Here is a 19,920-nt window from a genome sequence, read left to right as displayed (position 1 = left end):
CGCGGCTCTAGAGCGGCGAGGGGGTGGCGAAGCTCTCGACCACCCCGGCCAGGGACGTCGAGGTGGCAGGTGGCGACACCGCGTCGACGCCCATCCCGCGCTTGGCGAAGCCGGCCCACACGGTGGACACGTCGTCCGGGTCCAGCGCGGCGACGGCGTCGAGGATGCCGTCGCGGGCCTGGGTGTAGGTGGGCATGGACGGCGTGAGCTTGAGGCCGCCGATGACGTACTCGAGCACCCGCCGTTCGGCCTCCGCGTGCCCGTGCCGGGCCACCAGGCCGACGAAGACCTCCCACAGCGCCGCGCACCAGATCTCCCCGGCGTTGTGCACCGCGCTGTTGGCGCCGCCGCCCTGCGGGCTGCGCGGCGGGCCGAGGGGCAGCAGGGCGCCGTCGCCGATGTGGCGGAAGGTCAGCGGGTTCTTCGCCATGTCCGCCGAGTACGGGTAGCGGCGGATCGAGAAGTAGTAGTTGTCGGTGAAGGTGGGGGTCAGGTCGGTCCACCCGCCGACCGGGAACACGCCGGTGGCGAAGGCATCGGTCTCCTGCGAGGTCATGCAGATCGCGAAGAAGTCCCCCCAGCCCTCCCCCATCGCGCGGCCCTGCCGGTTGGCCAGCCCGGCGGCGTTGCCGACCAGCCGGTTGGTCACGTAGTGGCCCATCTCGTGGAAGGTGATCAGGGCCTCGTGGTTGCTGGTCCGCGACGGCGACGTGCCCCGGAACTCGAACATCTGCATGCGGGGGCTGCTGCCGTCCGCCGGCGTCTGCATGTTGGCGTTGTCGGTGCCGCTGAAGTCGTTGCCCTCGGCGAGGATCGGGTCGCCGGCCACGCCGCCCCCGTCGATGGCCACCTGCTGCGCGTTGCCCGCGGCCTCGTCGAAGCCGGCCTCGTACCACCGGTCGTGCAGCCAGTTCACGTGGAAGAACATCCCGACCAGGCTGGCCTGCAGGTTCTCCGGGTCCGAGGCCGGCTTCGCGTGGTCGTAGGTGTGGTCGAACACGCCCGGGCTGGTGACCTGCCCGAGGACGTCGCCCTTGCCGAGGCCGTCGGGCCCGCGCAGGTCGGCGTAGGCCAGGCAGTTGTTGCCGTCGGTCGTGGTCGCCCCGTCCGGCAGCCACGGCCGGCCGGGCAGCAGGCTCTCCAGGATGATCAGCCGCTCGGGGACGGGCGGCGCCTGGAAGCCGTCGGGGACGCCGGTCGGGTGCGGCGACCCCGGTGCCGGGCCGTCCTCCGGCCGGAACACGGCGTCGCCGGTGTTGTGGACCCGGTAGCCGAAGGCGACGTCGGCGCGGAGGTTCCGGCGGAAGAGGACCTCCGGCGCACCGTCGGCCTCGACGACGTAGGCGAACGCCGGGAAGGTCGCGATCCACAGTTCCAGGTACCAGCCGCGGGCGAACCGCCGGCCGCCGAGCGGGAACAGCACCTCCCGGACCCGGACGGGGCGGTCGAACCGGAGCTCCCCCGAGGCCTCCGCCGGCGGGACCAGGTAGCTGCGGTAGCCGCCGTCACCCGTTCCGTCCTGCTCCTCCTGCTCGTCCCGCTCCTCCGCGACGAACGCAGAGGCGTCGACCGGCAGGCCGGTCAGGTCGGTCGCGGCGAGCGCGATCGCCTGCTCCGGCGAGATCCCGTCCGCGCGGCCGGGCGGGCCCGACTCCGCCGCCCCGGGGAAGAACTGGCCGGCCACGGAGACCACCTCACCGCCCGGGCCGATGGCGGCGGTGACGTCGGACCCGAAGACGTCGACGCCGTCGACGCGCTGGACGAGGTGGGCGGTGCGCAGGCGGGAGCCGCTCACCGAGGCGACGGCGATGCCTGCGGCGTCCTCCGGCGAGAGCTGCCAGAGGTCCGCGCGCTCGGCCAGGAGCCGGCCGACCGCCGCCTCGGGCGAGTCGGCCGCCGCCGCGACCGATCGGGCGGGCGCGGCCAGCCCCGACACCCGGTTGGGCAGCCCGGTCGCCTCGTCCAGGTCCAGACGCGGTCCGCCGCCGCCGACCGCCGGGCCCGCGGCGCGCGGCGCCACCCCGGCCGGCGGCCCACCGCGGAGGCTCCGCACGCCTACGTCGTAGAGCGCGTGAAGTCCTGCGGCAGGTCTCTCGTGGCCATGTCGTCCCCTGTCCGGGCGTCGCCCCGTCGTCGGCCCGATGCTGACCGCCCGGCATCACCGGGGCGTCACGAGCTCCCGGCTCCCGGCACCCACTGAGGCCGGGACGAGCGCCCCGGCCACGAAGGCCACGTTCATGCGGAGGATCTCCATCGCCAGGTCGAGGTCCAGCTCCGCCACCGTGTCCCGCTCGGTGTGGACGCGCCGATTGGTCCCGTCGGCGCCCTCGATGGTCAGCACGGCCGGGACGCCGACGTCGATGAAGGGGACGTGGTCGCTGTTGGCGGGGCTCAGCCCGATGCTGACGGCGAGGCCGGTGTAGGTCGCCGCGGCCTCCGCCAGCGCGTCGAGGACGGTCCGGGAGACGGCCGCGCCCTCGAGCAGCACCCCCCGGACGGCGGTGTTCAGGCCCGCGATCATGTCCATGTTCACCACCGCCCGGATGCGGGCCCGCTCCGCGCCGGTCAGTCCGGCGACGTGGTGGCTGCTGCCGAACAGCCCCTGCTCCTCACCGCCGAAGAGCACCAGCCGGAGATCCAGCTCGGTCTCCGCCCCGTCGAGCGCCCGCGCGATCGCCAGCACGCCCGCGCTGCCGGAGGCGTTGTCGTCCGCTCCCGGCGCGGGGGCCTCGGGGCCGCGGAGGTTCACCGAGTCCAGGTGCGCGGTCACCAGGACGACGTCCCGGGGCGCCGGGCCCGTGCCGGGCCGGTCGGCGATCACGTTGCGGCAGCGCCCGCCGACCCGGGGAACCGGCTGCGTCGTCACGGCGAACCCGGCCTCCGCCAGCTGCGCGGCGGCCCATGTCGCGGCGGCGTCGAAGTCCGCGCTCGCCGAGTGGCGTGTGGCGTGTCCCGCGAGCGTCGCGAGGTCGGCCGCGAACCGGTCGCGGGACAACTGGTCCACGCAGCGCCGTACCGCCTCGGTCTCGGGTCCGCGTCCGGAAGCGGCCGGGGTGGTGACCACCGGGCCGACGGGGAGCGGACGCAGCGTCCAGCAGGCGCCGCCGGAGTCCTCGAGCTCCTGCGCGACCTCCGGCTCCAGGTCCACGACCAGGTGCCGACCGGTGTCGAGGAGAACCGGCACCTCGGGGTGGTCGACCTGGAACAGCCGGCCGTTCTGCACGACGAGGAACAGCCGTTCCCCCGCGGGCGCGCCGACCGAGGCGAGGGCCCGGTCGCCGCCCAGCACCGGGACGTCGTCCGAGGCGGCGGCCAGCAGGTCGCGCACGACGGGGAGGACGGCGGGGAGCTCTGCTCCACCGGCGCCCGGCGAGCCGGCCGGCCGCACGTGGACAGCGGTCATGCCGAGGACTCGCGCGGCGCGCACGTGGTCGGGGTTCTCCGTGACGAAGACGACGTCGGCGAAGCCGAGCGTCGGGTCGGCCCGCGCCACGGCAGCCCGGAACGCGGCCGCGGCGGGCTTCCCGACGCCCACCTGGGCCGACAGGGTCACGCGCCGCGAGAAGGGCTGGAAGAACCGGCGGATGCCGAGCTCGTCGAGGAGCGCCCGGTACTCCGCGACGATCGCGGCGAGGTCGTCCGGCCCCGCCGGGGTCCGGGTGTCCGACAGGAGGCCCAGCACGGCGGCCGGACGCCCGTCCCGGCGCAGGTCGGCGAGCTCCTGCAGGACCTCCAACGCTCCGGCCCGGAGCACGCCGTCGGACTCCAGCGTCTCGCCCAGGTCGAACAGCACCATCACCATCGCCCGCACCCCCTGGTCGGGCAGACTCACACGGCTCCGTCACGGGACCGTCACGCGGTCGAGGCTCCCGGTCGAGCCCGACGTCACCCGACCAGCAGCCGTTGCCGCATCTCGGGGACGCGGGCGAGCTGCGGGACCAGCCGCCTCATGTGGTCACTGGGCGCAACCCCCAGCTCGTCCGAGAGGAGCACGCAGAACTGGTCGTAGGCCCGGAGGGCCTCGGCCACGTTCCCCTCCGCCAGGTGCACGCAGACCACGGTGCGGTGTGCGCTCTCGCGGAGCGGCTCGGCGCGCACGGCGGCGTAGGCGGCCTCGAGGGCGTCGCCGTAGCGCCCGGCGGCGGCGAGCCGGGTGGCGACCCGCTCGAGCGCGTGGAGGCGCACCTGGCGGAGCCGCTCGCGCTCGAGCAGGACCCAGTCGTCGTACCAGCCCGGCAGCAGCTCTCCGCGGAGCCCCGAGGCGGGGATCTCCACGTCCTCCAGCGGGGATCTCGGATCCCGGACGCGCTGGGCCCAGTCTCCCAGCTCGTGGACGTCGACCCGGACGCCGTCGACCAGGGAGAGGTGGTCACCGGAGGCCTGCACGAGACCGGGCAGCGCCTTGTGCACCCGCCACAGGGCCGACCTCAGGCTGCCGTGCGCGTGGGCCTCGGACGCCTCCGGCCACAGCTGGCCGGCGAGAGCGGACCGCGGCGGGCGGCCGGAGAGACACAGATGGGCGACGAGCCGCTGCACCACGTGCGGGAGTTCGGCGCCCGAGGCCTGCGGGTCGCCTGCGGCAGTCCGGATCGCGAATCCGTCGAGCAATGTCACCTGCGGCGCATCGTCCATCATCGCGACCATCCTCTGGGTCGACTGTGCGACGACTTGCAAGCGTGGCAGGGCCACCGCACGTTGTCAGGGACTTACTGCCCTCCCTGGCGGGCTCCTTCGAGAAACTCCGCGAGCCAGCGCTCGACCGCGACGACGACGTCCCCGGGGGTGGCGGTCACCGCGACGGTGCTGCCTCCCGGCGCCGCGTCATCCGGTCCTCCGATGCCGGACAGCCGGGCACGGAACGCCCGGTCCTCGCCTTCCAGCCAGACACGGATGAGCAGAACGGCGCTCGGATCGTCGGCCACGGCCACCCTTCTTACCCCCGTCGTCACGCAGCGTCATCGCGCCGCGCCCTGGCGAGCGCGATGGCCGCCGTCCCCGAGCATCCCTGTCACAGAGCGTGATTGCACTCCCCTGATGGAATGAAGTCAACGGCGGCAGCCCCTGGTGATCGGTGGCAGGGCCCGTGTGCGCGGGCGTCCTGCTCGCCCCCCACGGGGACCGCGACCAACGCCCGCCGCGGCATCCCCGGCAGCAGTGCCGGGTACACCCGCGTGCAGGACTCCATCGACCCTGGAGACGTCGCTCAGCAGCACCAGCCGCCGCAGCCTCGTCCGCCGGACCGCGTCCACCAGCCGGGCCGGGCGCCGCCGGTGCGCGGGGCCGCCCGGACGGTGCAGCGCAGGTCAAGGGCGTGCCCCGACCGGCGCAGGGTGTCGGGCAGATGCGGGGGTGTCGCGGCACCCACCGGACCCCGGGAGGGGCCCGCCCGGCGAGTGGTCTACGCCGAACGGGCGCGGGGGCTCTCCAGGGCTTGCATCACGACCGCGTCCGATCGGATGGCCACCAACCGACCCGTGTCAGGCAGCTCGAGTGCCCCACATGGCCCGTCGCCGCCGACGATGGTTGTCGTCGTGTCGGCACCCCCGGCCGCCAAGAGCTCCGCGACGTCCTCGGCGGAGGCAGGTTCCAGCACGGCGACGAGCACGGAGAACCCGCACGCCATCCGCTCACCCAGCGCCCGCACGCGGTCGTCGCGGTGTTCGCAGGCCGGGACGGGTTCCGGGTCGGCAGCCAGCCATCTGATGCCGGCCGTCAGTTCTCGGAGCACGGCACCCAGCGCCGCGCTCTCCGCCGGCCCGGCGGCGAGGCGTCCGACGCCGGTCGTGTCGAGCGTTCGCACCTCACCGTCCCGCTCGACGACGAGGGTCGCGACAGCAGTGAGCCCAGACGCGATGCCGGCAGGGGTCACGCGTAGCGAGTGCAGCGCGCGCTCGGCGGCGGCGGTCCCCCGCCATCCGGCGACGACCACGGCGACCGGCAGGGCGGTGCAGGGGGAGGTCATGCGGTTCCTCCGAACTGGGCGGGCGGTACGCCGGAATCCTTCGTCGGCGACTTCGACCTGGACGTCTTCTGCCACGTGTGAGCTCCCGGTCCGCCCGGTCACACGAGCCCCAGCTCGCGAGCCCTTCGGACGGCGTCGTACCGGCTGGTGATCGCGAGCTTCCCGTAGATGCTGCGCTGGTGGGTCTTGACGGTGTTCACCGAGAGGAAGAGGTCCCGCGCGATGTCATCCGCGGGCATGGCCTCGGACATACGGTCAGCACCGTCGTCTCCCGCGCGGTGAGCCGTTCCACGGGTGGGCCCCACGGCCGCCCCGTCGTCCCCTCCAGCGGCGGGCCGTCGCCAGGCGCGACGAGCCAGACCTGACCGACGAGCAGGTCCGGAATGACCCGGAGCAGGTGCGCGGTGGGCCCCGGCCGCAGCGCGAGACGGCGACGACGTTCCGGCCGCGCAGCGGTGATCGCCTGGCCGGCACGTCGCGGCTCTGCATCTCCACCCGGACCACCGCGCCTCGCCCGCCGCGGACCATCGAGCGCCGTTGTGGGACCCCATGAGGCCGGTCACCGCACCGGCCGGGCCGGTGACCACGGCGATGCGTCTCGCGTCCGGGATCCCGGCCGGTCGCTGCAGCTCGGTGGCACCGAGGCGGCGCGCGGAGCGAAGGGCCCGGGCGCCGAGCAGGTGACGTGGCCACCCACCGGGGTGTCGGCGAACTCGACCTCCCAGCCGGGCAGCCCGGAGCACAAGTCCGCCGCGGCGGCGAGGAACGGGGTCGTGAGGTCGACCCGAGCGAGCGTGCCCACCGGGCGAGCGGCGGCGGTCATCGCGGGTTCCTCTCGTGGGGCCCGGTCGGACGGCTGTCGTCCCGGGAACGCCCGGCCAGTGCCGCGCCGAGGACCACGATCCAGAGGACGACGGGATAGACGATCCAGCGCTCGACGCCGCCTTCTCCGAGCCGCGCGAAGAACGCGAGGTCCGGCAGGGCCGTGTACCCCACCAGGAAGGTCAGCGCGATGCCCCCGAGGAGCAGGTGCACCGGGCGCAGCATCGGCGACGTCAGCCGCGCGGTCAGGATCGCCGCGAGCCCGCCGGACACGAACGTCGCGATCGAGACCAGCTGGTGCACGGCCATCACGGTGTTACCGGGGAAGACCCCGACGCCGACCATGCCGACACCCAGTCCGACGACGGGGATCACGGCGCGGAGCCCGGCGCGCGAGCGGTACAGCAGCACGGCGGCGAACCCGATCAGCAGACCGCCGACGATCATCGTGGTGTTGAAGATCGCCGCGGACGGTTGCCGCACGATGTCGTCGGGCCGCATGGCCGCCAGGTCGCTGACGGTGTCGTCGTGGACGTCGTAGGCGACCGGGTAGAGGGCCTCGGCGGTCATGATGCCGAGCACGACCGCCGAGCCCGCGACGAGCAGGAGCAGCCCGGCCACGCTGCGGTCGCGCGATCCCCCGGGTCCCTCGGTGTCCGCGCGTGGAACGGTGCCGCGGTGGCTCCGGGTGGTGGTCACCGCGCTGTCCCGCCGACCGCCGGCCGGGTCGGGTACATCGAATCGAGCAGCGCCGCGTACCTCGACTCGACCACCTTCCGCTTCACCTTCATGCTCGGCGTCAGCTCGCCGTCCTCCACGGTCATGTCGTGGTCGAGGATGCGGAAGTCCTTGATCGTCTCCCAGCGGTTGAGCCGCGCATTGAGCTCCTGCACGCAGCCCTGCACGTACTCGTGGACGGCGGGGTCCGCGGCGAGAGTGGCGTAGTCGCTGGTCGCCAGTCCCTCGGCCCGGCTCCAGCGGGCCAGCGCATCGGGATCGAGGGAGATCAGCGCCGTCGCGTAGTTGCGGCCGTCGCCGTGCACCACCATCTGGCCGGCGATCGGGCAGACCGCGTGGAAGGTGCTCTCCACGGCCTGCGGGGCGATGTACTTGCCGCCGGACGTCTTGATCAGGTCCTTCTTGCGATCCGTGACACGCAGCCGTCCCTCGCCGTCGAGCTCGCCGACGTCCCCGGTGGCGAGCCAGCCGTCGGCGCGCAACGTCTCGGCGGTGGCGTCGGGCCGGTCGTGGTACCCCCGCATGACCAGCGGACCCCGGATCAGGATCTCCCCGTCGCCGGCGAGGGCGATCTCCGTGCCCGGCAGCGGCCGCCCCACCACCCCCGGGGTGGGCCGGTCGAGATCGCTCAGGCAGGAGCCCCCGGAGGACTCGGTCAGCCCGTAGCCCTCGAGCAGGGGCATCCCGGCGGCGCCGAACCACTGCGAGATGTCCGGGGAGAGGGCCGCGCTGCCCGAGACGAGGTACCGGATCCTCCCGCCGAGCCGGGCGCGGATCCTCGACAGCACCAGTCGGTCGGCCAGCACGTGCTGCGCGCGGAGCGCCGGGCCGACCCCGGTGCCCTCCACGCGGGCCCTCCAGACCCGCTTCCCGACCGCGAAGGCCCAGGTGTAGAGCCGGAGCTTGAGCCCGCCCCCCTCCTCGACGGTCTGCCCGACGGCCGCGTACACCTTCTCGAAGATCCGCGGCGGACCCGCCATGAACGTGGGGCGGACGACGGGCAGGTTCGCCACGATCCGGTCGACACGGCCGTCGACGGCGCTGGCGAACCCCACCTGGAGCTGCACCGCGCCGAGCATCTTGCCGAACGAGTGCGCCAGCGGCAGCCAGAGGTACTGCAGGTCGTCGCTGCCGAGCAGGGCGAGCGACTCGCCCGCCGCGCCGATGTAGGTCCAGCAGCGGTGCGGTAGCTCCACGCCCTTGGGGCGTCCCGTCGTCCCCGAGGTGTAGATCAGCGTGGCCAGGTGCTCGGGCTCGACCGACGCCACGGCGTCGTCCACGGCGCCCGGCGTCCGAGCGAGCAGCTCGGCGCCCAGGGCACGCAGGTCCGCCAGCCCGATCACCCAGTCGCCGTCGGCCCCGCCGGCGAAGGTGACCACCCGGATCACATCGGGCAGCTGCCCGCGCCGGGCCCGCAGCTTGGCGACCTGGACCTCGTCCTCGGCCAAGACGATCCGCGATCCGCTGTCGCTCACGATGTAGGCGATGTCCTCTTCGCTGCTCGAGGGGTAGACGGCGGTCGTGGCCCCGCCCGCGCACATGATCGCCAGGTCGGCCTGGATCCACTCGATCCGCGTGCCGCTGACGATGGCGACCCGGTCCTCGGGACCGATGCCCGACGCGAGCAGGCCGGCCGCCAGGGCGTCGACCGTGGCCGCCGTGTCCCGCCAGGTCAGCGACCTCCAGCCGCCATGAGCGGGGAACCGGTAGGCCTCGGCGTCGGGGCTCGCCGCGACCCGGTCGCGGAACATGTGGGCGACCGACAGCGCCGGCGTGCGAGAGCCGGGGCGGTCGGTCATTGCGCTGGTCGTGGTCATGGGCACCTCGGAGCTGCGTCGGCCTCGGTCGGACGGGAGCCGCGGACCGGCTGAGCGGGTTGCGTGCGCTCCATCCTCGGGGCGCCGACCCGTGCGGTGGACGGGCCAAGGTCCCCGCTCACCGGTGCCGGGAGGCCCCACCCTCTCCCCCTGGCGGCAGGGAGGTTCATCCCCACCCGGCGGGTGGCGCGGTGGTGATGCGGAAGACCGGGAAGTCCGCGGCGATCTGATCGAAGTCCGTCACCGGCGCCCGGCGGTCGACGGGGATGTGTGCGCGGGCTCCCGGCGCCAGGTCGAGGTAGCGGCGCAGGACCGGTGCCCGGCGGGCGGGTTCGACCTCCTCGAGGACGACGTCCTGCCGGCCGCGGTGTCGCAGGGTGACCCGGCCTCGCGCGGCCCGGACGTTGCGCACCCACTGGGTGCCATCGCCCAGCATCGAGACCAGGTAGCGCTCCCCGTCGAGGTCGGCCACCACCACCGGGAGGGACACCGTCCGGCCTGTCCGCCGACCGGCCACCTCCAGCACCACGATGCGCGCCGGGCCGATGCCGTGCGCCGCCAGGACAGCCTGCACACCCGTGCCGCGGCCGGTCACGGCCGGTGCACGACCTCGTCGACGCGGTCCCGGAACACCCGCCAGCGGCGTTCGTTGTCGTGGACCAGCCCCGCCGAGTCGCAGCACAGGTCGGCCGCGCGGGAGATGACCTCGGCCGCGGCGTACAACCGACGCGGGGTCACCCGGCCGGCGGCGAGGTCGGCGCGCAGGGCGGCCGGAGTCAGGTCGAGACGGTCGAGCATCAGCGCCGCCCGCGCCAGCAGGTCCGCCGTGACCGCCTGCAGGTGCGCGGCCAGGCGGTCGTTGCTGATGATCCGGTGGCGTTCGCCCATGACGTCGGCGAGGGCGTCGACGTCGAGCAGCGCGACGGCCATGCCCCACGACGCCTGCACCGCCTCCAGCAACGGGGACGGCGTGGCCCGGTCAGCGGTCATCCCGGCTCCTCGGCGGCTCGCGGCATCGATGTCTTCCGCCACCCTCGCCTCGGACAGGTGCCGCGGGCAGGGACGCGGGTCCCCCGCCAACAGGCCGGTGTGCCCTGTCCGGCCGCCGGCGCGAGGGCTTCGCTGACGCGCATGACAGCTATCGCAGATCAGCTCCCGCCCGGCCCTTCTGCCCCGCCCCCGGTGGCCCTGCGCATCGACGAGGTGATGCCGCGGTTCGACGCCAACGTCGTGCAGCACGTCGTCGTCAACGCGGGGCTCCTGGAGACCTATCGGGCCGTGCTGGACGCCGACCTGATGGACAACCGCCTGACCCACCTGATGATCGCCGCGCGGGACCTGCCGAACCGCGTGCGGGGGAAGGAAGCCGAGCAGCACCCGGACGGCCCGCAGCCGAGCACACCGCCGACGTTCCGGATGCGGGATGCCGACGGCGCCGACTCCGGGTGGGTCGTTCTCCGGAACGACCCGGGGGTCGAGTTCCTCGTCGGGCTGGTCGGCCGGTTCTGGCGCCGGGACTACGGCATCGAGCGGGTCTCCCCCGAGGACTTCGCGTCGTTCGACGGTCCCGGCTATGCCAAGACGCTCGCCGGGTTCGCGCTGCACCCGTACGGCCAGGGCCGGACCCTGCTGACCTACGAGAGCCGCACCCTCTGCACCGACGCCGCGGCCCGCCGGCGGTTCGCCGCCTACTGGCTCGTGCTGCGCCCCTTCGTGCAGCTGATGCTGCGGGGAGCGCTGGTGTCGATGAAGCGCCACGCCGAGCACGGCCGCACGCCCCGGCCGACCACGAGCTTTCCCCCGCTGGAGCAGGCGGCGTCGTGACCTGCCGCCGGCAGGTGGTGGTGGGCCCATGGACCGCATGACACCGCTGGACGCGGCGTTCCTGCAGGGCGAGGACGAGGAGCCAGGAGTCTCCCTGGCCATCGCGTCCATCGCGGTGTTCGAGGGCCCCGCACCGGCGCCCGGTGAGGTCGAGACGGCACTGGCCGGTCGGCTGCCGCTGATCCCGCGCTACCGCCAGAAGGTCCGGGAGGTCCCGTTCGACCTGGGCCCGCCGGTATGGATCGACGACCCCGAGTTCGACATCGGCCATCACGTCCGCCGGACGGCGCTGCCCGCACCGGGCGGCGACGAGGAGCTGGCGCTGCTCATGGGCCGGGTCATGTCCGCCCGGCTCGACCGCCGTCGCCCGCTGTGGGAGTACTGGCTCGTCGAGGGGCTCGCGCACGACCGCTGGGCCCTCATCTCCAAGGTCCACCACTGCATGGTCGACGGCATCTCCGGCACCGACCTGTACCGCGTGGTGTTCGATCCCGGCCCCGAGCCCGCGCCCGCCGTCCCCGACGACTGGCGCCCGGAACCCGAGCCCTCGCAGCTGCGCCTGTCCCTCTCCGCGGCCGCGCGGCTGGTCCGGCTCCCGGTCGATCAGACGCGCGCCCTCGTGGCCGCGGCCGGACAGCCGGCCGTCCTGGCCCGGCAGGTGCTGGCCACCGTCCGTGGCACGGCCGCACTGGCGACGGCGCTGCTGCCGTCCCGTCGGTCGTCGCTGTCCGGACCGGTCTCCGCACACCGCCGCTTCGCCTTCGCCCGGGGCTCGGTCGCCGACGTCGCCACGGTCCGGCAGGCCCTCGGCGGCACCTTCAACGACGTCGTCCTGGCCGCGGTCACCGCCGGATACCGGGCGCTGCTGCTCGACCGCGGTGAGCGCCCCGGCAGGCACCTGGTCCGCACCCTCGTCCCGGTCAACGTGCGGGCACCCGGCGAGGAGAGCATCCGCGACAACCGGGTCTCGCTGATGCTGGCCGAGCTGCCGGTCGACGTGGTCGACCCGGGCGAGCGGCTGGCCGCCGTCCGGGCGGAGATGACCGCGCTGAAGGCGAGCCACGAGGCCGACGCGGGGGCCGCGCTGCTCCGGTTGGCGGGTGTCGGGCCCTTCCCCCTCGTGGCCGCGCCGGTGCGGATCGCGGCCCGGCTGCCCCAGCGCTCCGTCGTCACGGTGACCACCGACGTGCCCGGGCCGCGGCAACCGCTCTACGCGCTGGGCCGGGAACTGGTCGAGATCATCCCGTACGTGCCGATCGCCTCGCGGCTGCGCGTGGGTGTCTCGATCTTCAGCTACTGCGGTCGGCTGGCCTTCGGCGTGACCGGGGACGACGACAGTGTGGCGGACGTCTGGACGCTGGCCCGGGGCATCGAGGCCGGGATGGCCGAACTGGTCGAGGCCGCGCGCACGGCGACCGCTCCGACCACCGGGGACGCCCGATGACCCGCCACCGGATGGCGGCGGCGGACAGCCTCTGGCTGGAGCTGGACCGGCCGGAGAACCTCGCCGTGGTGACGTCGCTGATGTGGACGACAGCGGAGGTCGATCCCGACCGGCTCCGCCAGGTGCTCCGTACCCGGCTGGTGGACCACTTCCCCGCGCTGCGCCGACGACCGGAGACGCACGACGGCCTGGTGCACCGCGGATCCTGGCGCGACGACCCCGACTTCGACCTCGACCGGCACCTGGTCGTCCGGCCCATGCCCGGCGCCGGCGACCGCGCCGCGCTCCAGGCGTTCGTCGGCGAGGAGCGCGCCACGCCGCTGGACCGCACCCACCCGATGTGGCGGATGCAGCTCCTCCAGGGATACGAGGGCGGCAGCGCCGTGGTCACGCGCTTCCACCACTCGGTCGCCGACGGGGTCCGGTCGACGCAGCTGATGCTCAGCCTCCTGGAGCCCCTCGACGGCGAGCCGCCCGAGCTGGCGGCGCGGGTCGGCCGGCCGGGTCCGGTGCCGTCCGGCCGGGGCGGCGCCCGCCTGATCTCGCGGCTGCTGAACACGGCGGTCGGACTGGCGGAGATCGCGCTCTGGGGGAACCCGAGGACGGCCCTGGAGGGACGGACGGGGATCGAGAAGACCGTCGCCTGGACCGACCCGGTCCCGTTGGAGGTCCTGAGGTCGATCACCGGCGGGACCGGTGCCACGGTCAACGACGTCTGCACCACGCTCGTGGCCGGGGCGATGGCCCGCTACCTCGACGGCCACGTCGCCCCGCCTCCCCCGGGCGACAGCGGCGTCGCCTGGATGGTCCCGGTCAACCTGGAGCCCGCCGGCCGGCCGCCGCCCGCTGATCTGGGCAACCACTTCGCCCTGATCCTGCTGGTGCTGCCGCACGGAGCCGCCGCCTTCCCCCATCGGCTGGCCGAGGTGCACCGGCGCATGGCGCGCATCCGCGACTCCCACGAACCGGCGCTGACCATGGCGATGGCCCGGGCGATGGCGCTCCTCCCGACGCCCCTGGGCGCGGCGCTCATGCGCTTCTTCGCCGGAAAGGCCGTCGGCGTGCTGACGAACGTGCCCGGGCCCCGCTCCGCGATGGCGCTCGCCGGTGCCCCGGTGGCGGGCGTGGTCGGCTGGGCGCCCACGAGCGGGCAGCAGGCGCTCACCGTCACCGTCTTCAGCTACGCCGGTGCCGTCACCTTCGGCTTCGGGACCGACACCGCCGTCGTCCCCGACCCCGACACCCTGGTGACGCTGCTCGGCGACGAGCTTGCCGAGGCCCTCGCCGGCGCCTGAGCACTCAACCCCCCGGCCCCCGCGGCGGTCAGCCGGCCTCGGCGACCTCGAGGACGATCCGGATCGGGTCGGTCAGGGAGTCGACGCGGAAGGGGGTCCGGGTCTCCGTGCCCACGACGACCGCGGTGATGCCCTCGAAGGTCCCGTCGAAGAACACCTCGGTGACCGCCGTCGTGCCGGCGGCCGACACCCGCTGCGGGCCCGAGTACTCCGCGATCCCCGTGTCGGGCGGGTAGCCGACCCCGCGCACCGCCACCTGGAGCGCCGCGTCCCCCGGCAGGTCGACGGGTTCACCGCTGCCCTGCCGCGTCGGCTGGTCGACGTAGCGCACGTCCCAACCGGGCATCCCGGGGCCGGCGTACTCGAGCACCACGCGGTCGAACCCGTCGTGGTGCCCGATCCGGATCGTCGTGACGTTGCCGAACGCATCGGCCGACGCCTGCTGGCCGTCCGGCTCGGTGTTCGCCGAGAAGGGCGGCTGCGCTTTGCCGTCGCCGTCCGTGTCCCCGCCGGTATCACCGTCCGTGTCGCCGTCGCCGGACGGTGCGGACGACGCGGGGGACGAGGGCTGCGCCGACGGCGTCGAACCGGTCGAGCCGCCGTCGCCGTCGTCGTCCCCACAGCCGGCGAGCAGGCCCGCGACCAGCACCAGGATCGTCAGCATCGTCCGTGGCATCGTGCGCTCCTCGTCACGGGACGTCGGGCATGCGGGCTCAGCGGAGGACGGCGACCTTCAGCGCGCCCGAGCCGACCGGGTCGTCGAAGAGGTCGTAGGCCTGCGGAACCTCGTCCAAGCCGAAGCGATGGGTGACCATGCGACCCGCGTCGAGCTTCCCGGCCTGCAGCATCCGCAGCAGCATCGGCGTGGAGACCGTGTCGACCAGACCCGTCGTGATGGTGACGTCGCGGATCCACAGCTCCTCGAGGTGGAGCGTCGTGGGCTTCCCGTGCACACCGATGTTGGCGATCCGCCCGCCCGGGCGCACGACGTCGACCGCCAGGTCGAACGCGGCCGGCACCCCGACGGCCTCGATCCCGACGTCCGCGCCGAGTCCGCCGGTGAGGTCGCGCACCGCGGCCACGACGTCGTCGTCCGGCGACAGCGCCAGGTCCGCGCCGAAGGCCGTGGCCGCGGCCCGCCGGGACTCGACCGGATCGACGACGACGATCCGCTGCGGCGTGTACAGCCCGGCGGTCATGATCGCGGCCAGACCGATCGGGCCGGCGCCCACCACGACGACGGTGTCGCCGGGCCGGACGCGCCCGTTCAAGGCTCCGACCTCGTAGGAGGTGGGCAGGATGTCGGCCAGCATCAGCGCGGCCTCGTCGGCCACCCCCTCGGGCAGCCGGTGCACCGATCCGTCGGCGAACGGCACCCGCACGGACCCGGCCTGCACCCCGTGGGTGGTGTGCCCCAGGATCCAGCCCCCACCGCCGAGGCACTGCCCGTAGCGGCCCTCGCGGCAGTACGCGCAGCGTCCGCACGAGCTGATGCACGACACGAGCACCCGCTCGCCGACCGTGACCGTCCGCACGCCGGGACCGACCTCCGTCACGGTGCCGACGGCCTCGTGCCCCAGGACGGTGCCGGGCGCGACCTCGGGCACGTCGCCGCGCAGGATGTGCAGGTCGGTTCCGCAGATGGTGAACCCGTCGACCCGGACGACGACGTCGTCCGGGTCCTCGATCCGCGGATCCGGTACCTCCTCCCAGCTCCGCTTGCCCGGGCCGTAATACACCAGCGCCTCCATGGCGGACCTCCTGACTCGTCGATCCGTCCAGTCCATCGCCGAGGCCGCTGTGGTCCCAGACGCCGAAGGTCCCGGGAGACGGGGCCGCCCGCCCTCGATCAGCGGATGCCCTCCCACAGGGCGCGCTCCCGCGCGTACGGGTCCTCGAGCAGGCGCGGCTCCACGTCCAGCCGCTGTACGGCCCGCCGGGCCCGGTCGTAGCGCGGCCAGCCCGGATCGCCCGTCGCGGCGAAGTCCACCCAGGCCCGGTGCACGGTGTCGGCCAGCGCCTGGGGCGGGGCGTCGCCGAGCGCTCCGCCCAGCATCTGCCGCCGGCCGAGGTCGAGCGTGTCGAACACGAACGGGATCTCCAGGGCGTGGCAGGCACCCAGGCGTCCGCCGAACGCCGGCGACGGCCAGGCGAACTCGTACACGTACGTCCCCGCCGGCCCCGGCGCGTGGGCGTCCGCCAGCCGGAGGGCCGGGACCCGCACCCACCAGTCGGTCAGCGCCTGCACCAGCAGCTCGCCGGCACCGGCGCCGGGCTGGGCGGCCCGGTAGGCGGCCAGCGCCGCCTCCGGCCCCAGCCCGAAGGCGGCCAGGCTCAAGGAGCCGTGCACCTCCGCCGGCCCGGTCAGCACCTCCTCCGTCACCGCGTCGACGTAGCCCCCGAGCACCGGGAACATCCGCCAGTCGTCGGAGTTCGTGCCGAGCAGGAGGTCGACCTCCCCGGCGGCGCCGGCAGCGATCCGGTCGATCGGCGGACCCGGCAACACGTTCCCGTCGACGACCGGGTGGAAGGGCATCGTGCTGGCCACCACCTCGCTGCCCCAGCGCGCCGGATCCGGCGCGGTCACGACGTCCGCGTCGACCTGTGCCTGCGCCGCGAGCAACCGGTCGACCGGAACCCGCGCCAGGGCCTCCCGGGTCGGCGGGACGCCGAGGAGCTCGGCCAAGCGCCTGCCGATCCGGGCCGCCTCGGCGGCGGGGACGACGTGGTGCGCGGCGCCGCTCTGCAGGATCGCGCGCCGGAACAGGCCCGCGGCACGCGGCATGGCCAGCAGGTCGCCGATGCACATGGCGCCGGCGGACTCGCCGCAGAGGGTGACCTGGTCGGGATCGCCCCCGAAGGCGGCGATGTTCTCCTGCACCCAGGTGAGTGCTGCGACGTGGTCGAGCAGGCCGAGGTTCGCCCCGTCGTCCCCCGTGCCCAGGTAGAGGAACCCGTCGGCACCCGTCCGCCAGTTGATCGTCACGCAGACGACCCTGTCGCGGGCGAACCGGCTCCCGTCGTAGCTGCCCCCGGAGGAGAAGTGGAAGGAGCCGCCCGGTGTCCACACCAGCACCGGCAACCCGGTCGCGGCGGGATCCGGCGTCCAGACGTTGAGGTTGAGGCAGTCGTCTCCCGGGACGGCGGGGTCGTAGAGCAGGCCGGTGGGGTCCTCGCCGAACCGCGGCTGCGGCGGTTCCGGGCCCAGCGCCGTGGCGTCGCGGACGCCGTCCCAGGGCTCGACCGGAGCCGGGGGGCGGAGGCGGAGCTCCCCCACCGGCGGAGCGGCGTAGGAGATGCCGAGGAAGGCCTGCACCCCGCCGGCCGAGGTTCCGCGCACCGACCCGGCACGGGTCCGCACGACGGGCCCTCCGGAGCCGGCGTCGACGGCGGCCGCAGGGATGGAGGTTGAGGTGCTGGGAGCGTTCATCGGTCCTCCCGGACTGGCCCCGCCGGGCGCGGGGAACCCGCTCCCGACCCTCCGTCCGGCCTCTCCGGCGGGACGCGGGCGAAGGGCTCCACCTCCCGAGGACCTCGGGCCCGAGGACCTCCGGCCCCTGTGCGACCCCCCGCGCAGCCGACGACGCTGCCGCCATGGAGACCACCACCAGCCACACCGAGATGCCCGATCCCGGGTCGACCGACCGGCGCCCGGTGGTCGTCGCCTTCGACGGCTCGGCACCCGCGCGGCGCGCGGCGCACTGGGCGGCCGACGAGGCCGCCCGCTCGGGGCGCGCGCTCCGGCTCGTCCACGCGCTGCGCTGGCCGCTGCCCGAGCTGGCCGGCCTCGGGCTGCCCGACGCGGCGCTGGACGTCGACCGGGCCCGGCTCGCCGCGAGCGCCGAGATCCACGTCACCCTGATGCGTTGCGGGGAACAGGTGCCCGGGCTCGATGTGTCCGGCGAGGTGCTGGAGGGGGACGCGGGCGAGGTGCTGACGAAGGCCGCGGCCGACGCCTCGCTGCTCGTCCTGGGCGCGTCGGGGCAGACCGCCGTGCCGACCGTCCTGCTCGGCTCGACCGCCGCCGAGCTCGTCCGGACGGTGACCACCCCGGTCGCCGTCGTCCGAGATCACCCCGGGATGGACGGTAGGGGTCCGGTCGTCATCGGCGTCGACGGCTCACCCGCGTCCCGGGCGGCCGTCAGGCTCGGCTTCGAGCTCGCCGGACGGCACGGCCGGGACGTGGTCGCGGTGCACACCTGGTCCGACATCCCGCTCGCCGCGCTGGCCGGCCGCGTGGACCTCGAGCGCGGTGCGCTCGAGGAGCGGGCGACCGCGTTCCTCGCCGGCTGCCTCGCCGAGGTCGGGCACCGGCACCGGGAGATCCGGGTGCATCCGGTGACCCGTGCCGACCGGCCGGCGCGAGCGCTGCTCGAGCTGGCCACGGAGGCGGCGGTGATCGTCGTGGGGCGGCACGGCCGCGCCGGCTCGGCGGCACCGCTGGGCAGCGTGAGCCATGCGATCGCCCACTACGCACCGTGCCCTGTGATCGTCGTCGACGGCTGAGCGCCCTCGACGAGCGCGTCGAACTGCTGCCGGAGCGCAGTCATCAGGACCGGCAGGTCGGGAACGCGGTCGGGGTCGGCAACCGCCGTGACGGTCAGGGCGCCGGCGTAGGACAGCGCGCCGAAGGCGACGGTCACGTTGCCCGCCTCTCCGACGGCCAGCGGGAGGATGCGCTCGACGGTGCGGCCGGCCAGGGCGAGCGGGTGGTCGGGTCCGGGCACGTTGCTCACGAGCGTGTGGAACCGGCGCTGGTGGCGCAGGTACCAGCGGTAGGCCCCCGTCGCCGCGAGGAGCCGGAACAGCGGGCCCAGCAGCGCCGGGAGCGACGGGCCGGTGGCCGAGTCCCGGGCCGCCCGGACCGTGCCCGCGAACGCCCGCAGGCGCTCAGCGGCACTGCCGGCCACCGGGACGGCGACCACCAGCGGCGTGTTCGCGTTGCCGGCGTCGTCCGGCCCCACCACCCGCCGAGCCGAGACGACCACCGTCACGAGGACCGGGTCGACCGCCTCGCCGCGCGTGCACAGGAGGCCGCCCAGCGCCCCGGCGACCGCGATCAGGAGGGCGTCGTTCACGGTGCCGCCCGCCCGGTGCGCGGAAGCCCGCAGCCGTCCGAGGTCCACGCGCAGGGCAGCGGCCCGGCGGCGCGGCCCGGTCGGGGCCAGCAGCGAGCAGTCGAGCGCCCGCGGGAGCTGCGGTCCGCCGGCCGCCCGGACCGCGTCCCGCAACGCTGGCAGACCGGTCCGCCAGCGGAGCAGCGCTCGGCCTCGGCTGCGCATGGCCTCGGCCGCGAGGACCGGGTACGGAGGTCGGATCTCGACCGGTTCGGGGCCGGCCGGCGGAGCGCCGTCCACCACCGCCCCGAGCAGACCCAGGCCGCCGATGCCGTCGGCCACGATGTGCGACAGGACGACCACCACACCCGTCCGGTCCCCGCGCAGACCCGGCACGACGGTGGCCGCCCACGCCGGCCGGTCCGCGGGCAGCGGCTCGCTCACCAGCTCCGTGGCCAGATCGAGGAGCGCCTGCTCGTCCCCGGGTGGCGGGCAGGGGAACTGCCGGACGTGCCGCGCCGGATCGGCGCCCGGGTCGTCCACCCACACCGGCCGGCCACCGCCCGGCGGCACCCGCACCAGCCGCCGGCGCAGTCGGCGCAACGCACCCAGCCGCTGGATGAGGACCTGCGCGACCTCGCCGGGCCCGGCCGCCCCGGGCGCCAGCACCAGCACGGCCGCCAGCTGCATCGGCGGCTGTCCGCCCATCGACCGCATGGCCAGGTCGGCGGGATCGGCGCGGTTCACCGCAGGGCGCTCCCTCGGGGGCCGGTCCTGCCGACGAACGTTCTGCATCCCTGCCATCGCGTCTCCCCGGCCCGACGTCGCCGATGCCCCCACGCTAGGAGCACGGGGTGGCCGGGTCCGCGGTCCGAACGGCCCTGGCGAGGGGGGCGCCCGACCCTGGAGACCCGCCCGACCGACGGTGAGCCTCGGGGAGACGGTGCGCCGCCGTGCCGCT

General features: G+C 74.8%; 19 protein-coding genes. 4 read left to right on the top strand and 15 right to left on the bottom strand.

The annotated features are described in order from the left end of the window. Positions 1–7: 7 nt before the first annotated feature. From N555_RS26040 to N555_RS0115310, 11 genes are all read right to left on the bottom strand, one after another. Positions 8–2,053, bottom strand: a complete 2,046-nt coding sequence (locus N555_RS26040) for a M36 family metallopeptidase (protein ID WP_197029041.1) — start codon at positions 2,051–2,053, stop codon at positions 8–10. A 105-nt stretch (positions 2,054–2,158) separates the two neighbouring features. After that, positions 2,159–3,832, bottom strand: a complete 1,674-nt coding sequence (locus N555_RS27980; RefSeq protein WP_156036385.1) for a M20/M25/M40 family metallo-hydrolase — start codon at positions 3,830–3,832, stop codon at positions 2,159–2,161. Between the two features lie 53 nt (positions 3,833–3,885). Continuing rightward, on the bottom strand, positions 3,886–4,635 hold the full coding sequence (locus N555_RS0115350; protein ID WP_231502790.1) for an AfsR/SARP family transcriptional regulator: 750 nt from the start codon (positions 4,633–4,635) through the stop codon (positions 3,886–3,888). Positions 4,636–4,706: 71 nt separating this feature from the next. Further along, positions 4,707–4,922, bottom strand: coding sequence for a hypothetical protein (locus N555_RS0115345; RefSeq protein WP_231502788.1), 216 nt, complete (start codon positions 4,920–4,922; stop codon positions 4,707–4,709). A 476-nt stretch (positions 4,923–5,398) separates the two neighbouring features. Then, the gene (locus N555_RS0115340) at positions 5,399–5,869 is read right to left on the bottom strand and encodes a hypothetical protein (protein WP_156036384.1); all 471 of its coding nucleotides are present in this window, start codon (positions 5,867–5,869) and stop codon (positions 5,399–5,401) included. Positions 5,870–6,060: 191 nt separating this feature from the next. Further along, complete coding sequence (locus N555_RS28385) at positions 6,061–6,201, bottom strand: helix-turn-helix transcriptional regulator (protein ID WP_197029040.1); 141 nt, start codon at positions 6,199–6,201, stop codon at positions 6,061–6,063. Between the two features lie 320 nt (positions 6,202–6,521). Continuing rightward, positions 6,522–6,785, bottom strand: a complete 264-nt coding sequence (locus N555_RS0115330) for a hypothetical protein (RefSeq protein ID WP_029432378.1) — start codon at positions 6,783–6,785, stop codon at positions 6,522–6,524. Then, the gene (locus N555_RS0115325) at positions 6,782–7,483 is read right to left on the bottom strand and encodes a DUF998 domain-containing protein (RefSeq protein WP_051684123.1); all 702 of its coding nucleotides are present in this window, start codon (positions 7,481–7,483) and stop codon (positions 6,782–6,784) included. The genes N555_RS0115330 and N555_RS0115325 overlap by 4 nt, the downstream gene beginning before the upstream one ends. Beyond that, the gene (locus tag N555_RS0115320; RefSeq protein WP_051684122.1) at positions 7,480–9,339 is read right to left on the bottom strand and encodes an AMP-dependent synthetase/ligase; all 1,860 of its coding nucleotides are present in this window, start codon (positions 9,337–9,339) and stop codon (positions 7,480–7,482) included. Before N555_RS0115320 ends, N555_RS0115325 begins: the two co-directional genes overlap by 4 nt. A 166-nt stretch (positions 9,340–9,505) precedes the next feature. Beyond that, on the bottom strand, positions 9,506–9,934 hold the full coding sequence (locus tag N555_RS0115315) for a nitroreductase/quinone reductase family protein (protein WP_051684121.1): 429 nt from the start codon (positions 9,932–9,934) through the stop codon (positions 9,506–9,508). Further along, positions 9,931–10,329: a hypothetical protein gene (locus N555_RS0115310; protein WP_051684120.1), complete on the bottom strand. Its 399-nt coding sequence runs from the start codon at positions 10,327–10,329 to the stop codon at positions 9,931–9,933. The genes N555_RS0115315 and N555_RS0115310 overlap by 4 nt, the downstream gene beginning before the upstream one ends. A 192-nt stretch (positions 10,330–10,521) precedes the next feature. Here N555_RS0115310 and N555_RS26955 point away from each other — a divergent pair, with 192 nt between their 5' ends. From N555_RS26955 to N555_RS0115295, 3 genes are read left to right on the top strand one after another with little or no spacing between them, the layout of a single operon-like run. After that, positions 10,522–11,163 carry a hypothetical protein gene (locus N555_RS26955; protein ID WP_051684119.1) on the top strand — a complete coding sequence of 214 codons (642 nt, stop codon included), beginning with the start codon at positions 10,522–10,524 and terminating at the stop codon, positions 11,161–11,163. Between the two features lie 28 nt (positions 11,164–11,191). Continuing rightward, positions 11,192–12,607, top strand: coding sequence for a WS/DGAT/MGAT family O-acyltransferase (locus tag N555_RS0115300; RefSeq protein ID WP_029432372.1), 1,416 nt, complete (start codon positions 11,192–11,194; stop codon positions 12,605–12,607). Beyond that, positions 12,604–13,902: a WS/DGAT domain-containing protein gene (locus N555_RS0115295; RefSeq protein WP_029432371.1), complete on the top strand. Its 1,299-nt coding sequence runs from the start codon at positions 12,604–12,606 to the stop codon at positions 13,900–13,902. The genes N555_RS0115300 and N555_RS0115295 overlap by 4 nt, the downstream gene beginning before the upstream one ends. Positions 13,903–13,930: 28 nt before the next feature. Here N555_RS0115295 and N555_RS0115290 read toward each other — a convergent pair whose 3' ends face one another. The 3 genes from N555_RS0115290 to N555_RS0115280 all read right to left on the bottom strand — a co-directional run bounded on the left by N555_RS0115290 (position 13,931) and on the right by N555_RS0115280 (position 17,263). Beyond that, the gene (locus N555_RS0115290; protein WP_029432370.1) at positions 13,931–14,578 is read right to left on the bottom strand and encodes an AMIN-like domain-containing (lipo)protein; all 648 of its coding nucleotides are present in this window, start codon (positions 14,576–14,578) and stop codon (positions 13,931–13,933) included. Positions 14,579–14,615: 37 nt separating this feature from the next. Beyond that, positions 14,616–15,653 (bottom strand): alcohol dehydrogenase catalytic domain-containing protein, encoded by a 1,038-nt coding sequence (locus N555_RS0115285; RefSeq protein ID WP_029432369.1) that lies wholly within the window; start codon positions 15,651–15,653, stop codon positions 14,616–14,618. Between the two features lie 98 nt (positions 15,654–15,751). Continuing rightward, positions 15,752–17,263 (bottom strand): carboxylesterase/lipase family protein, encoded by a 1,512-nt coding sequence (locus tag N555_RS0115280; protein WP_029432368.1) that lies wholly within the window; start codon positions 17,261–17,263, stop codon positions 15,752–15,754. 233 nt (positions 17,264–17,496) lie between these two features. Between N555_RS0115280 and N555_RS0115275 the strand changes: the two genes are divergently transcribed. After that, positions 17,497–18,408 carry a universal stress protein gene (locus tag N555_RS0115275; RefSeq protein WP_051684118.1) on the top strand — a complete coding sequence of 304 codons (912 nt, stop codon included), beginning with the start codon at positions 17,497–17,499 and terminating at the stop codon, positions 18,406–18,408. Here N555_RS0115275 and N555_RS0115270 read toward each other — a convergent pair. Further along, a complete protein-coding gene (locus tag N555_RS0115270) occupies positions 18,372–19,706 on the bottom strand; it encodes a wax ester/triacylglycerol synthase domain-containing protein (protein WP_034510744.1) in 1,335 nt (444 codons plus the stop codon). The genes N555_RS0115275 and N555_RS0115270 overlap by 37 nt on opposite strands. Positions 19,707–19,920: the final 214 nt, after the last annotated feature.

Source organism: Blastococcus sp. URHD0036 (assembly GCF_000701365.1).
Taxonomy (GTDB): Bacteria; Actinomycetota; Actinomycetes; order Mycobacteriales; family Geodermatophilaceae; genus Trujillonella.
This window is presented reverse-complemented; position numbering and strand designations above follow the sequence as displayed.